Source organism: Microcoleus sp. Pol7_A1 (assembly GCF_036701085.1).
In the GTDB taxonomy this organism is placed as follows: Bacteria; Cyanobacteriota; Cyanobacteriia; order Cyanobacteriales; family Microcoleaceae; genus Microcoleus; species Microcoleus asticus.
Map to the genome: position 1 here is coordinate 13069 of NZ_JAUBQD010000055.1, position 12697 is coordinate 25765.

The 12697-nt window shown below is 45.0% G+C and carries 16 protein-coding genes; 15 read left to right on the forward strand and 1 reads right to left on the reverse strand.

Translation table 11 applies throughout. The annotated features are described in order from the left end of the window. The 6 genes from atpH to QUA20_RS24575 all read left to right on the forward strand — a co-directional run bounded on the left by atpH (position 1) and on the right by QUA20_RS24575 (position 4453). Complete coding sequence (gene atpH / locus QUA20_RS24550; protein WP_172184541.1) at positions 1-546, forward strand: ATP synthase F1 subunit delta; 546 nt, start codon at positions 1-3, stop codon at positions 544-546. A gap of 118 nt (positions 547-664) precedes the next feature. Beyond that, positions 665-2182, forward strand: coding sequence for a F0F1 ATP synthase subunit alpha (atpA, locus tag QUA20_RS24555; protein WP_172184543.1), 1518 nt, complete (start codon positions 665-667; stop codon positions 2180-2182). 128 nt (positions 2183-2310) lie between these two features. Further along, on the forward strand, positions 2311-3264 hold the full coding sequence (locus QUA20_RS24560; protein WP_172184545.1) for a F0F1 ATP synthase subunit gamma: 954 nt from the start codon (positions 2311-2313) through the stop codon (positions 3262-3264). Positions 3265-3598: 334 nt separating this feature from the next. Further along, entirely contained in the window at positions 3599-3784 is a 186-nt protein-coding gene (locus QUA20_RS24565; RefSeq protein ID WP_190657378.1) for a copy number control protein, read from the forward strand. Positions 3785-3858: 74 nt separating this feature from the next. Further along, entirely contained in the window at positions 3859-4062 is a 204-nt protein-coding gene (locus tag QUA20_RS24570; RefSeq protein ID WP_190657376.1) for a hypothetical protein, read from the forward strand. Positions 4063-4078: 16 nt separating this feature from the next. Next, a complete protein-coding gene (locus QUA20_RS24575; RefSeq protein ID WP_190657374.1) occupies positions 4079-4453 on the forward strand; it encodes a hypothetical protein in 375 nt (124 codons plus the stop codon). Positions 4454-4482: 29 nt separating this feature from the next. On the opposite strand, the gene QUA20_RS24580 is transcribed toward QUA20_RS24575, so the two are convergent. After that, complete coding sequence (locus QUA20_RS24580) at positions 4483-4695, reverse strand: helix-turn-helix transcriptional regulator (RefSeq protein WP_332958465.1); 213 nt, start codon at positions 4693-4695, stop codon at positions 4483-4485. A 162-nt stretch (positions 4696-4857) separates the two neighbouring features. Here QUA20_RS24580 and QUA20_RS24585 point away from each other — a divergent pair, with 162 nt between their 5' ends. The 9 genes from QUA20_RS24585 (at position 4858) to QUA20_RS24625 (ending at position 12677) form a co-directional block, all read left to right on the forward strand. Beyond that, positions 4858-5301 carry a hypothetical protein gene (locus tag QUA20_RS24585; RefSeq protein ID WP_333191909.1) on the forward strand — a complete coding sequence of 148 codons (444 nt, stop codon included), beginning with the start codon at positions 4858-4860 and terminating at the stop codon, positions 5299-5301. Positions 5302-5308: 7 nt separating this feature from the next. Then, positions 5309-5764 carry a hypothetical protein gene (locus tag QUA20_RS24590; protein WP_333191912.1) on the forward strand — a complete coding sequence of 152 codons (456 nt, stop codon included), beginning with the start codon at positions 5309-5311 and terminating at the stop codon, positions 5762-5764. A gap of 15 nt (positions 5765-5779) precedes the next feature. Then, positions 5780-8011 carry a Z1 domain-containing protein gene (locus tag QUA20_RS24595; RefSeq protein ID WP_333191915.1) on the forward strand — a complete coding sequence of 744 codons (2232 nt, stop codon included), beginning with the start codon at positions 5780-5782 and terminating at the stop codon, positions 8009-8011. Between the two features lie 128 nt (positions 8012-8139). Beyond that, positions 8140-8712 carry a hypothetical protein gene (locus tag QUA20_RS24600; RefSeq protein WP_333191918.1) on the forward strand — a complete coding sequence of 191 codons (573 nt, stop codon included), beginning with the start codon at positions 8140-8142 and terminating at the stop codon, positions 8710-8712. Positions 8713-8887: 175 nt separating this feature from the next. Further along, the gene (locus tag QUA20_RS24605) at positions 8888-10069 is read left to right on the forward strand and encodes a GTPase (protein ID WP_333191921.1); all 1182 of its coding nucleotides are present in this window, start codon (positions 8888-8890) and stop codon (positions 10067-10069) included. Positions 10070-10174: 105 nt separating this feature from the next. Further along, positions 10175-10714: a Uma2 family endonuclease gene (locus QUA20_RS24610; RefSeq protein ID WP_333191923.1), complete on the forward strand. Its 540-nt coding sequence runs from the start codon at positions 10175-10177 to the stop codon at positions 10712-10714. A 239-nt stretch (positions 10715-10953) separates the two neighbouring features. Next, positions 10954-11271, forward strand: a complete 318-nt coding sequence (locus QUA20_RS24615; RefSeq protein ID WP_006631117.1) for a 2Fe-2S iron-sulfur cluster-binding protein — start codon at positions 10954-10956, stop codon at positions 11269-11271. A 57-nt stretch (positions 11272-11328) separates the two neighbouring features. Continuing rightward, the gene (locus tag QUA20_RS24620; protein WP_172184567.1) at positions 11329-11520 is read left to right on the forward strand and encodes a hypothetical protein; all 192 of its coding nucleotides are present in this window, start codon (positions 11329-11331) and stop codon (positions 11518-11520) included. Further along, on the forward strand, positions 11517-12677 hold the full coding sequence (locus QUA20_RS24625; RefSeq protein ID WP_333191926.1) for a DUF3326 domain-containing protein: 1161 nt from the start codon (positions 11517-11519) through the stop codon (positions 12675-12677). The genes QUA20_RS24620 and QUA20_RS24625 overlap by 4 nt, the downstream gene beginning before the upstream one ends. The last annotated feature ends 20 nt before the right edge of the window (positions 12678-12697 follow it).

Sequence of the window (12697 nt, forward strand, 5' to 3'; positions counted from 1 at the left end):
GTGAGTAAAGTCAGCACCGAAGTCTTACAGCCTTACGCATCCGCTTTGATGTCACTGGCTAAGTCTAACAACCTCTCAGAGCAGTTCGGCGAAGATATCCGCTCCTTGCTGAACCTGCTAGAAAATTCGGAGGAACTCCGCCTGTTTCTAGGCAGTCCTCTGGTGAAACCGCAGGATAAAAAAGCCGTAATCGATCGAATAGCGGGATCAGAAATGAACCCGTTGATGCGGAACTTTTTGCGGCTGTTAGTAGACAAAGGACGGATTCTTTTTTTAGAAGGAATTGGCAAAAAATACTTGACCGAGCTCCGAGAACTCAACCAAACTGTTTTGGCGGAAGTTACCTCGGCTGTCCCGCTTTCAGACGCTCAGCAGCAAACTGTTCGCGAGAAAGTGCAGGCGATGACAAGCGCAAGGCAAGTAGAAATTGAAACCAAAATAGACGCAGATTTAATCGGCGGAGTCGTGATTAAAGTAGGCTCTCAAGTGATTGATGCCAGCCTGCGAGGACAATTGCGCCGCTTGGGATTTCGCTTGAATTCTTAATAGTTAATAGCTGATAACTATTAGCTAATTTAGTTAGCGGTTAACTGTTAGTAGTTTTGAACAACTGACAATTGACAACTGACAACGGACAACTGACAAATAATAACTGACAACTGACATGGCAGCAATCAGACCAGACGAAATTAGCAGCATTATTCGCCAGCAAATTGAGCAGTACGACCAAGATGTTAAAGTTTCTAACGTCGGTACGGTTCTGCAAGTAGGCGACGGTATTGCCCGGATTTATGGCTTAGATAAAGCTATGTCCGGGGAATTGCTAGAATTTGCCGACGGCACTGTTGGTATTGCACTGAACTTGGAAGAAGATAACGTCGGCGCTGTGCTGATGGGACAAGGACTCGGCATCGAAGAAGGTTCGGTGGTAACAGCTACTGGCAGAATTGCTGAAGTCCCCGTGGGTGAAGCAATGTTGGGACGGGTAGTTGATGCTTTGGCCCGTCCGATTGACGGCAAAGGGGATATTAAAACTACTGAATCTCGCTTGATTGAATCTCCGGCACCGGGGATTGTTTCTCGCCGTTCTGTTTACGAACCGATGCAAACAGGAATTACCGCTATTGATGCGATGATTCCGGTGGGAAGAGGACAGCGGGAACTGATTATCGGTGACAGACAAACCGGTAAAACTGCGATCGCGATCGACACGATTATTAACCAAAAATCGGAAAACGTGATCTGCGTTTACGTGGCGATCGGTCAAAAAGCTTCTACAGTAGCTAACATCGTCAACGTCCTGCAAGAAAAGGGCGCGATGGACTACACGATCGTAGTAGCAGCCAACGCTAGCGACCCCGCAACCCTGCAATACTTGGCTCCCTACACAGGTGCTAGCTTAGCCGAGTATTTCATGTACAAAGGCAAGCACACTTTGGTCATTTACGATGACCTTTCCAAACAAGCACAAGCTTACCGCCAAATGTCGCTCTTGCTGCGCCGTCCTCCCGGTCGCGAAGCTTATCCCGGAGACGTGTTTTACCTGCACTCTCGCTTGCTAGAACGCGCTGCTAAATTGAGCGACGATTTGGGTGAAGGCAGCATGACTGCTTTGCCAATTATCGAAACCCAAGCTGGTGACGTTTCTGCTTATATTCCGACGAACGTAATTTCGATTACCGACGGTCAAATCTTCCTTTCTTCTGACTTGTTTAACGCTGGTTTGCGTCCCGCAGTAAACCCGGGTATTTCGGTATCGCGGGTAGGTTCGGCGGCTCAAACTAAGGCGATGAAAAAAGTAGCCGGTAAGGTGAAACTGGAATTGGCGCAGTTTGAAGAACTGGCAGCATTTTCTCAGTTTGCTTCTGACTTGGATAAAGCTACTCAGAATCAATTGTCGCGCGGTCAGCGCTTGCGGGAACTGTTGAAACAGCCGCAAAGTTCGCCTCTGCCGATGAACGAACAAGTGGCTGTAATCTATGCCGGTATTAACGGCTACATGGATGACATTCCTGTGGAAAAAGTCAGCAAGTTTACTGTTGGTTTGCGCGACTATTTGCGGACTAGCAAGCCGAAATACGGCGAAATTGTTCAAGGCGGAAAAGCCTTGACTGATGAAGCTGAGAAGCTGCTGAAAGAAGGCATCACTGAATACAAGCAAAGTTTTCTAGTTTCTGCGTAGACAAGTAGAAATTTTGAACCGCAGATGAACGCGGATTAACGCAGATAATCTGAAGTTGATCTGCGTTACTCTGCGTTAATCTGCGGTTTTAATTAAGAAGATGCGGGCAAGGATGTAAGGAGAAAGTTATGGCAAATCTGAAAACTATTCGCGATCGCATTAAGTCGGTCAAGAACACTAAAAAGATTACAGAAGCAATGCGCTTGGTGGCCGCTGCTAAGGTGCGCCGCGCTCAAGAACAGGTGACTGCAACTCGGCCTTTTGCCGATCGACTGGCAGAGGTATTGTACGGTTTGGCGGAACGCTTGCAGTTTGAAAATTTGGATTCGCCGCTGCTGAAAAAACGCGAAGTGCGATCGGTGGGACTGTTGGTAGTTTCGGGCGATCGGGGTTTGTGCGGCGGCTACAACAGCAACATCATCAGATACGCCGAAAATCGCGCTAAGGAAATCAAAGCTGAAGGGTTAGACTACAAATACGTATTGGTAGGACGCAAAGCTACTCAGTATTTCCAGCGCCGCGAACAGCCGATTGATGCTACTTACGCTAACTTGGAACAAATTCCCACAGCACCGGAAGCCGCGCAAATTGCTGACGAATTGCTTTCTTTGTTCCTGTCGGGAACTGTGGACAGAGTTGAGCTAATTTACACCAAGTTTGTGTCGCTAATTAGTTCGCGTCCGGTAATTCAAACTTTGCTGCCCCTCGACCCCCAAGGTTTTGAAGTGCAAGACGATGAAATATTCCGCTTGACTAGCAAAGGCGGAGAGTTTCAAGTATCGCGCGAAAAGGTTTCTGCACCTACTAAGAAGAGTTTGCCCCGCGACATGATTTTTGAGCAAGATCCGGCGCAAATTCTGGATGCTCTTTTGCCCTTGTATTTGAACAACCAATTGCTGCGGGCTTTGCAAGAGTCTGCTGCTAGCGAGTTGGCGGCGCGGATGACGGCGATGAACAATGCTAGTGAGAATGCTAGCGATTTGATCGGTAGTTTGACGCTGACTTATAACAAGGCGCGGCAAGCGGCAATTACTCAGGAAATCCTGGAAGTTTGCGGCGGTGCTGAGGCTTTGAACGGTTAGGTTAGGGTTGACAATTTGTTGATTTTATGGTAGGCGTCTGAGGGAACTCAGGCGCTATTTTTATTTATAAAGTTGTTACAATTGACCACAATGTACTAACAAAGCCAAACTCAAGATTTTTTGCAGAAACCGGGTTTATGAGCGTAAATCATACCTAAATGACTTAAATTAACGATCTGTAGCGTTTTTGGCGGAAAACGGCATTAATTGCAGTATTGCATGAGTATGCACTAAGGCATATAGTTAAAACAATGCACCTGTATGCAAAAAGCTGGTTTTTAGGCAAACTACATAAAAATGTCAAAATGTATATGTTGTAAAGCCTTGAGCCTGTATGGATGAAAACAAGACTGTGGCTATTAGAGTAGAAATGCCGCCGGAGCTGCGGAACCGATTTAAGTCGGCAGTTGCTAGGGACGGTAAAAATATGAGGGATGTTTTGCTGGAATTTATGGAGCAATATGTCATGAAGGCTGAGCAACCAAAAATAGAAGCAAGTCAAAACCAAAACAACACATAGCTGCTGCGTGCAGCGGTGGAGCGATCGCATACAGGGCAAGACATTTAGTTTTTAAACTGTAAGGGAAGTCTGAAGTGAGGAGCGATCGCGTACCGAATCCAAAGCCAGAAAACGTACACCATGTTACAGATCCCGAACTCTGTGAAAAGATGGGCGAAAAATACCACTGGCGGTTAAAAGAAATCCGAGTGACTCGTAACACCCCCCCTGATGTGGCTTGCGTGTTTGACGGGGAACAAACCTCGTTTCAGGATATGTGGCAAGATTACCAAGATTAAAGGAAAGGGAGGAAAAATGGCAAAAAAAATCTGGATTGTCTACAAAACCGAAAGCATGAGTGCTCCGGGCTGGGAAGAACGTCAGCTTATGCCGAGGGGCGGTCTAACTAATATACTTTGGGAAAATTGGACTTGGGAAGAAAACCCAGAAATTCCTCAAGTAGGAGACAAAACCCGCGATTATGAAAATCTATCTGACCCCGGTAATGGAGTTACCCACGGAAAAGATGGAGATTGGGTAGTTACTCGCGTTCAGCAGTTTTTTGCTTCCGATACTGAGGAGCGAATTGTGGTGTGTTACTGTTCTTACCAACCTGTTACATCTGATTGGGAAGCACTACAACGGGGTGAGTCTGTCAATCAGATGCTAGCAACTGTCGAGCAATATTGAGTGGATAATTAGTTCCTAAAAGCGATCGACTATTCCTGCACAATCTCATACAAATCTTCGATCGACAAATCAAAAGTCCTCGCCAACTTGTGCAAGGCTGTCACGTCAACTGTTGCTAATCCGGGCGATCGGGCATAGGTTCTGAGCGTGCTGTAGACTACGCCCGATCGCTCTGAAACTTCTTTTAGAGTCCAGCCTTTCTCGGCAGCAAATTCTCGAACCCGCAACTTAATTAATCCCATAACCTCTTGACTTTTGACTAATATAAGTCATAAACTTGTAATGTAAAAAGCGATCGCCCCAACGTCTGGAAAACTTAAAGACGATCGCCTATCAAAGTTCAAATCCCATCAAGTGGGATGTATTAACCATCTGAAATTCCCATCAAGTGGGATGTATCAACCATGTTAGCAAGCTTTCGACCAAAATCAACCCCCAGACACAGATTGAGCCGGTTTGTGACGAAAGAGGCGATCGCGCGGCTGCTGAAAATCAAGGTAGAACAAATATATCGCTTCGAGTGCTGGGCGCATATCCTGTACGTGCACGCCAAAGGCATGAGTCGGTTTGTCAGTTATGCCGACTTTCCGCCTGTTTTGGGAGTGGAATCGCCCTCTGGTTTAGATTTTGGTTATTGGAAGCGCCGGATAGCGAGTCAGAAAGAGAGACACGCGCCGGATTTTTGGGTGGATTTTTATGCGGCGAGATTTCAGAAAGCTGTTTCTGTTTCTGAATTGTTCGAGTGGGGAAATTTGGTGGGGGTGATTAAATTGATGTTGGGGGCGATCGCCCTGGAGTCGCTGCGAAAGGTTTACGCACAAGAGAAATCTCTGCTGGAACATTTCTAAATACTAAATGATTAACGATCAGGATTTTCTGCACGGTGCAGCGTTCTTAAGATTAATTAACTCTGGCTCTAGGATTAGTATCACCCATGCCTTTGAAATACATCAGTCAATATACTTAGTTGAAAGTGATAGCAGTAAGTCAGCTATTCTCTTCAAAGTTTCTAAGAAAGCTACTTCTGCATGGTCTTTCACCTTGAGCGCTCAGGAAAAATCTGCTCTAGCTACTGTGTATGACAAGTATCCTGACTTTTCGGCATTTATAGCGCTAGTTTGTCACAAAGACGGTATCTGCTGTATAGCTGAAGAGCGATTGTGGAGTATAGTTGATAAAAATGCAGATATTAGTGTTCAACACATATCCGTGTCTAGGCGACCTCACGGAAGTTACCATGTAAGTGGTCCAGGCAGGCAGCAGATGAATCAGACTGTACCTCAGAATGATTGGCCTCGCGTAGTTTTGTAAACTAAAAAAACCGCCATGAGTAAGATTCATATTAAAAATGATGGCTATTGTATCAACAAGTTTCTTGACAGGATTAAGAGCAAACTTGGAAACACAGAAGCAGAGCAGTTAAAGCAAGCTGCTGTTGGAATTGTTCAAAATTGCGTTGATGTTTACTCAACAACATTTGGCTCTGGTGATGTTGGTGCTACAGGGACAGGTATTGTTAGCAATCATCATAAAGGCAGAATACCTAATGGTACTACTGGACTAATCTATGGCAAAGTCCAAAGCGGCAAAACTAATACTACCATTGCTACGCTGGCACTTGCTGAAGCTAATAAATTCCGTTGCTTCATTGTATTAACATCTGATAATACATGGCTAGGTAAACAAACAGCCGATCGTTTCGCTAATCAGATCAAAGGTGGCCCTGTTGTGTTTAATTGGGAACAATGGAAAAATGATCCCAGAGAATTCGCTAATCAACTGCACGACTATATCAATGATACTGGTGTTGTCTTAGTATCTACAAAAAATGTGCGTCACCTTGAGAACTTGCTTAAGGTTCTGAAGTCTGCTAAAGCCAGTAGTGTACCCACTCTTATCTTTGATGATGAGGCTGACAATGCTAGCCTCAATACCAATGAAGCCAAGCAAGCTAAGAAGGAAAAAAATACGGTTCCTGATAGTAAGATATTTGAATTAATAGCGAAAATTAGGCAACAAGTTGCTAATCACATATATTTACAAATCACAGCTACCCCTCAAAGCTTGTTGCTGCAAAATCTCGATGACCCCTGTCAACCAGCATTCTGTGTACTCTCTAAACCAGGCAATAGTTATATAGGAGGAGACATTTTTTTTGAAGCAAATAGCAAACACTGCTGTACAATACAAGCAGAAGAATTGGATAAGTTAAAAAAACAGGGAGGACAAATTAACCCTGGAGATAATTGGGATATGCCGCCCGGGCTGAAATTAGCTTTGTGCTGTTTTTTTGTAGGTTCAATATACAAAATGAAGTCAGCAAAAGATATGGATGCTAAGTATTCTTTTCTAGCTCATATTGACCACAAACGGATTACTCACAGCACGTTGGAAAAGGTTATTCGTAACTTTGTTGTAGAGCTTGATAAGGCTCTGCGATCTAAATCATCTGTCACAAAGCGAGAGGATGCGCTCAAATGGCTAAGTCAAGCTCATGCAGAGTTAAGCAAAACAGCTTCTAACTTACCACCTCTCAATGACCTTGTTGTGGAGCTAGAGTATGAGTTACGAAATACTATACCAAAAGTGATTGATGCCACCAATCCAGATAAGGAACCGAAATACAGCCCAGGTATAAACATTCTAATTGGAGGAAACCGCTTGGGGCGTGGTGTAACTATTGAAGGATTGATGATTACTTATTACGGGCGTGATGCCAAGCAAAAGACGATGGACACAGTTCATCAGCACGCGCGAATGTTTGGTTATCGCCAGGAATTGCTAGATGTTACTCGCCTCTTTTTACCCGAACACATTTTAGACGATTTCCGCGCTATCCATGAGTCAGATGAGGGTATGCGTCAAGTAATTGATGAGGACACTGGCAAAATTAAGCTTACGCCAGTGTGGGTTGGTCGAAAACTTAGACCAACCCGTGCGAATGTTCTTAATCCAGCAGCTATTGGTGCTTTTACCCCAGGATCATCTATTTACCCCCGCGATCCATTGTGGAAAGCTTCTGAAGTTAAAAAACACACAGAAGCACTTGATAAACTTCTGTTTAAATTTACGGGAGAGGATGATGAAGACTATGAAGTAGACATCGACTTTTTAATCGAGATTATTTCAGAAATGCCAAGCCGTTCCTGTGGCCCTATGTACGTCTGGGAAGATAAGCGAGTAAAACAGGCACTTCAAGCAATGAAAAAACAAGATATCCATAAGGGTATTCTCAACGTTCGTCGAGGTAAAAAGAGTGATGGGCTGGACTTGAGCAACCAAACTATTCGACCTTGGGTTTCTGGTTTTGCACAAAGTCAGTGGCTAAGTAAGCCCAGACAAAAATACACTGATGTCCCTGTACTCGTTGTTATGTATGAAAAAGGTGAAAAACAAAAGAATTGGGATGATCAACCTCTCTATTTGCCAACACTAATTCTGCCTAAGAACAAATTCGTCTTTATGTTCAATTACTCAGAGGAATCTGAAGAAGTAGAAGAGCAGCAAGAAGATGAACTAGAATGGGATGATTCAGAGGAAATAGACGACGAAACTTAATAAATACCGCTAATTTAAAGGTTTATGAACTCTTGCAAGAAGTGGGCAATATTTTTAACAGGGAACGGGAAACTTGGGAGATGCTAAAAGTCTAAGTAGCTCATTGAGGTATGTGGAGTAGATAAATTATGACTCAATCTCCTACGACAATATCCCTCGATCGCATCATCGAACAAGATGCCGAATCTGTACTGATTTGGGTAAACAACATATTTTCAGGTAAAACCCCGCAACCACAAGACTTTAACTGGCTATTATTAGCTGATGTTTGCTCTGCTAAGGCTCGAAAAAGTCAAAATGGTTCAGGTTTGCCCGATCGCACATGGGCAGAAGTAGCAACCGCAATTTACGATCGACTAGCCGATGATGCCGAGCGCAAAAAACCAGGTAGCGGCGAGTCTTTTACGATTTCCTCAATGATGCTGCAGGCTGGGGCGATAGAAAAACACGGAGTAATTTCCGGTCATCCTGTTCTCGATGTTAACTTAATTTTACAATGGTTTTGGAACAACATCAAAGAGTCGTGCGAAGATGTGGAAAAAAAAGCAGCTAATTGGAAAACGCTACCCCTTGCAGAAATTCGCGAGCTAAGACAACTTAAAAATCAATTGAAAGTTATCGCAGCACTTGCTGACAGCGATAAATATGTTTTAGAAGAAGAACTCAACAGTTGGCTTTTCCTGCGCGAGAAACTACCGTAAAAGTGCGATCGCCTTTTTGTCACTTACACTCATCTACCAGACAAGTTCTGAAATCAAATTGCTACAATATGTTTAAGACTCCCCCAGTCCGCCTTCGCGGACTTCGTTTCTATAGCATCGAAATTCTATTCGGTGGTATTGAATTAATATCCCACCATTATCGGAGCAAACCACCATGTCAGACGACTTTTCCTTAGACGAGCTTTTAAATAGAAGTTACTACGCCTTCAAAGATGCAGAAAACCAAGTGGGACAGTGCAATGTTTTAGTCATCGGCAAAACCGGTGTCGGCAAAAGTACCCTGATAAATTCCGTTTTTCGCCAGCGCTTAGCAGAAACCGGAGTCGGCCGCCCCATCACTCAAGGCATTCGCCAATATACAAAACCTAATTGCCCGATTACAGTCTACGATACTCCCGGACTCGAACTCAACGCCGAACAAATTAAAGTTATTCAATTAAACGTTGCTAAACTGATTGAAGACCAAAGACTCCTGCACCCAAAAGAACACATTCACGTCATTTGGTACTGCATCAATCACAACGCCAATAGAATAGAATCTGTCGAGGAAAACTGGCTAAAAGAAATGGAAGTCAAAGATGTACCAGTTCTTTTAGTGCTGACTCAGACGACATCTAAAAAGCCGGGCGAGTTTTTCAAGCAACTGGAACACATGAATTTGCCCGTCAGTCAAATTATCCCCGTCATGGCTGAACCTGAAGAAATTGATGAGGATTATACAGTAAAATCTCACGGTTTAGATAAGTTGGTCGATGCAACTTTTCAACTGCTGCCCGAAGTAGCTAAAAAAGCTTTTGTTAAAGAACAAATTGCAAACATTGCGCTCAAATCCGATATGGCATTTAAGTATCTAAGTGCTTATGTTGCAGGTTCTGCCATTGTCGGTGCCACTCCTGTACCGTTTGCTGATGCGCCGATTTTGATGACGATGCAAACGGCAATGATTGCTAATATTACTGTGATTTTTGGAATGCCCTTTGATAAGGGGTTTATTTCGGCGATGCTGTCTGCTATTAGCGGTGCTGGCGGGGTGACTGCTGTTGGCAGAAGTATTGTGACTAATTTGATTAAAATGATTCCGGGTGCTGGTACGGTTGTGGGCGGTGCTATCTCCGGTGCAACGGCAGCTACTCTCACGCTTGCCCTCGGTTTGGCTTACATTGAAGTGCTTAAAGCTTATATGAAAGCTCAAATTAATGGGGAACAACTTTCTTTGCAGCAGTTAACCAAGATGTTTGTGGAAATGTACAAGGACTATGCTAGTTCTGGGCGTAAAACTTTGAAGGATGAGCAACAGAATCAACCTAAACCTCCCAATCAGATTAAGATTGATTAGATGGGAAATTGGTACGATATAGAAGTTTTCCGCAAGTCCAATCACTGCACCGATCGCAAAAAGCCCTACAATATCAGTGAATTCTGCATAAGGGAGTAAATAGCTATGGTAATGGCAGCGGTTTTATCAGAAAATGTTTCTCTAGAAGACTTTATGGTTAATCCCCCCGAGTGCATGGAATGGGTGGACGGGCAAATCGCGGAGAAAAAAGGCATGACAGTAAAACACAGTCGAATCCAATCTAGACTAGATCGTTCTTGGGGAAATTACAAAGATTCTAGCGGACAAGGCGGCGAAGTTTATGTCGAAGTTCCTTGTCGTACTGACAGGCGAGTGCGCCGTGCTGATGTAGCTTATCTGACTCCTGAACTTGTGGCTCAATTTGGCGATGTTTCTACTTTGCCTCAAAGTCCGCCGTTAATTGCGGAAATAGTTTCTCCTATTGATAGTGCGGAAGAGATTTTTCTTAAAGCACAAGAGTATTTAGATTCGGGTTGTCTGGAAGTTTGGATAGTTTTTCCAGAAAGTCGCTGGATATTAATCGTGACTCAAACTCAAAAGTTAAGCTTTAACCAGGGTTCTACCGTCAGCACTCAGTTAGTGCTGACGGGTTTTAGTGTTGCTGTTGAGGAGTTGTTGGCTTGAAGGCCAAAATTAGTTACGTATAAGTGCTTTCTGGCAGAGTTCGCCCGCGATCCTCGTGATAATTTGTGAAACAGTCCTTGACAAAATGCCGATCGCCCCAAGCAATTAATAAAAATTTTTAGCAATAAAAAATGCAGTTGTAAATTTGCACAAAATCACCAACAGCGGTAAAATACTCATTGCTTTGTTTGCAAATCTAGCGTAAATTCCAATTGGGAATTAAAACGAATAATTGAAATATGTCTAAGACTTACACTGTTGAATTGATCCACCAAGGCTCTACCTATACGGTTGAAGTGCCGGAAGATAAACAAATTCTGCAGGCGGCCAATGCTGCGGGCATCGATCTGCCGAACTCTTGCAATGCGGGGGTTTGTACTACTTGCGCTGCTAAAGTTATTGAGGGTGAAGTAGAGCAAGTTGATTGCATGGGCGTTAGTCCCGAACTTCAGGCAGAAGGTTATGTGTTGCTGTGCATTGCTTATCCCCGATCGAACTTGAAGATAGAAACCGAAAAAGAAGACATTGTGTACGATCGCCAGTTCGGTAAATCCTAGGACTAAGCTAAAATTTACCTAAGTACCGATCTCCGTAAAACCACTATGGATCGCCCGATGACTACCCATTTCATTTCCGCAGAAGTTGACCTCCACGATACCGCCGAAGAATTGCACTCGGCTATTGAAATTGAACTGCAAAAGCACGGGGAACCCCTGCGGTGGGCAGTCACAGACGTGGATGTCGATCGGCAAAAGGCTGTGGTAGAAGGCTACGTGCTTGTGGAAGCATCCCCCGTAACAGTGTGAACCGGCGCCCTTTAACAGTGGTTTTGATAGTCCCCACAGGCGTTGGAGCCTCGATTGGTGGGTTTGCAGGAGATGCGCTGCCCGTTGCTAGGGCGATCGCCCAAATTTCAGATACCCTGATCACTCACCCCAACGTCCTCAACGGTGCTCAACTTTATTGGCCGATACCTAACGCTCTCTACGTTGAAGGTTACGCCCTTGACAAATTTGCTGCCGGATGCTGGGGCTTACAACAGGTACATCAAAATCGCATCGGCTTAATCCTAGATTCCGCGATCGAACCAGACTTGCAGTTGCGGCACTTGCAAGCCGTTGATGCTGCTAGAGCCACATTAGGTTTGAATATAACGGATTGTGTTTTAACCGATCGCCCCCTGCAAGTAGAATTGCGTATTTCTGAATCAGGGGCATCCTGGGGGACGATCGGCAATCCAGACAGTTTATTGCGCGCTGCGGAAAAATTAATCGAACAAGCAAGAGTAGAGGCGATCGCAGTTGTGGCCAGATTTCCCGACGATGAAGGCAGCCTCGCCCTCGAAAACTACCGCCGCGGCAAAGGAGTTGACCCCCTCGCCGGCGCGGAAGCTGTCATCAGCCACCTCATCGTCAGGACGTTTAAAATCCCCTGCGCCCACGCCCCCGCGTTGTCTGCGCTTCCCCTCGATCCGCACCTGTCCCCGCGATCGGCTGCTGAGGAAATCGGCTATACTTTCCTACCTTGCGTCCTTGCCGGCCTCAGCAAAGCTCCCCAATTTGTCACTCCTACTGTGGGACAGGCATCTTGCCTGTCGCAGGTATGGGGCGGGCAAGATGCCCGCCCCACAAGAGACAAATTCTATGCAAACAGGCGAGATTTCGAGTCCCAGGATTTGTGGGCAGATCGAGTCGATGCGGTGGTGATACCCGCCACAGCCTGCGGCGGCAGTGCTATTCTGAGTTTGAGCGGGCGATCGTCGGTACAAATCATCGCTGTGGGCGACAACAAAACCCAGATGCAGGCGACTCCAGAAAAACTCGGAATCAAAGCTTTGCAGGTAAACTCATATTTAGAGGCGATCGGAGTTTTGGTCGCTTTGCGAGCGGGCATCAGTCCAGTTTCCTTGGGTGCAGACATCTCCTCCCTGCGTTGTTTGTCTGACTCAACAAAACAAATCTAAAATCTCAAACCTCAAATCTA

Coding starts and splice junctions, on each gene's coding strand:
- atpA (WP_172184543.1), top strand. CDS start 665: ATGGCAGCAATCAGACCAGACGAAATTAGCAGCATTATTCGCCAGCAA.
- QUA20_RS24560 (WP_172184545.1), top strand. CDS start 2,311: ATGGCAAATCTGAAAACTATTCGCGATCGCATTAAGTCGGTCAAGAAC.
- QUA20_RS24565 (WP_190657378.1), top strand. CDS start 3,599: ATGGATGAAAACAAGACTGTGGCTATTAGAGTAGAAATGCCGCCGGAG.
- QUA20_RS24575 (WP_190657374.1), top strand. CDS start 4,079: ATGGCAAAAAAAATCTGGATTGTCTACAAAACCGAAAGCATGAGTGCT.
- QUA20_RS24580 (WP_332958465.1), bottom strand. CDS start 4,695: ATGGGATTAATTAAGTTGCGGGTTCGAGAATTTGCTGCCGAGAAAGGC.
- QUA20_RS24585 (WP_333191909.1), top strand. CDS start 4,858: ATGTTAGCAAGCTTTCGACCAAAATCAACCCCCAGACACAGATTGAGC.
- QUA20_RS24590 (WP_333191912.1), top strand. CDS start 5,309: ATGATTAACGATCAGGATTTTCTGCACGGTGCAGCGTTCTTAAGATTA.
- QUA20_RS24595 (WP_333191915.1), top strand. CDS start 5,780: ATGAGTAAGATTCATATTAAAAATGATGGCTATTGTATCAACAAGTTT.
- QUA20_RS24600 (WP_333191918.1), top strand. CDS start 8,140: ATGACTCAATCTCCTACGACAATATCCCTCGATCGCATCATCGAACAA.
- QUA20_RS24605 (WP_333191921.1), top strand. CDS start 8,888: ATGTCAGACGACTTTTCCTTAGACGAGCTTTTAAATAGAAGTTACTAC.
- QUA20_RS24610 (WP_333191923.1), top strand. CDS start 10,175: ATGGTAATGGCAGCGGTTTTATCAGAAAATGTTTCTCTAGAAGACTTT.
- QUA20_RS24615 (WP_006631117.1), top strand. CDS start 10,954: ATGTCTAAGACTTACACTGTTGAATTGATCCACCAAGGCTCTACCTAT.
- QUA20_RS24620 (WP_172184567.1), top strand. CDS start 11,329: ATGACTACCCATTTCATTTCCGCAGAAGTTGACCTCCACGATACCGCC.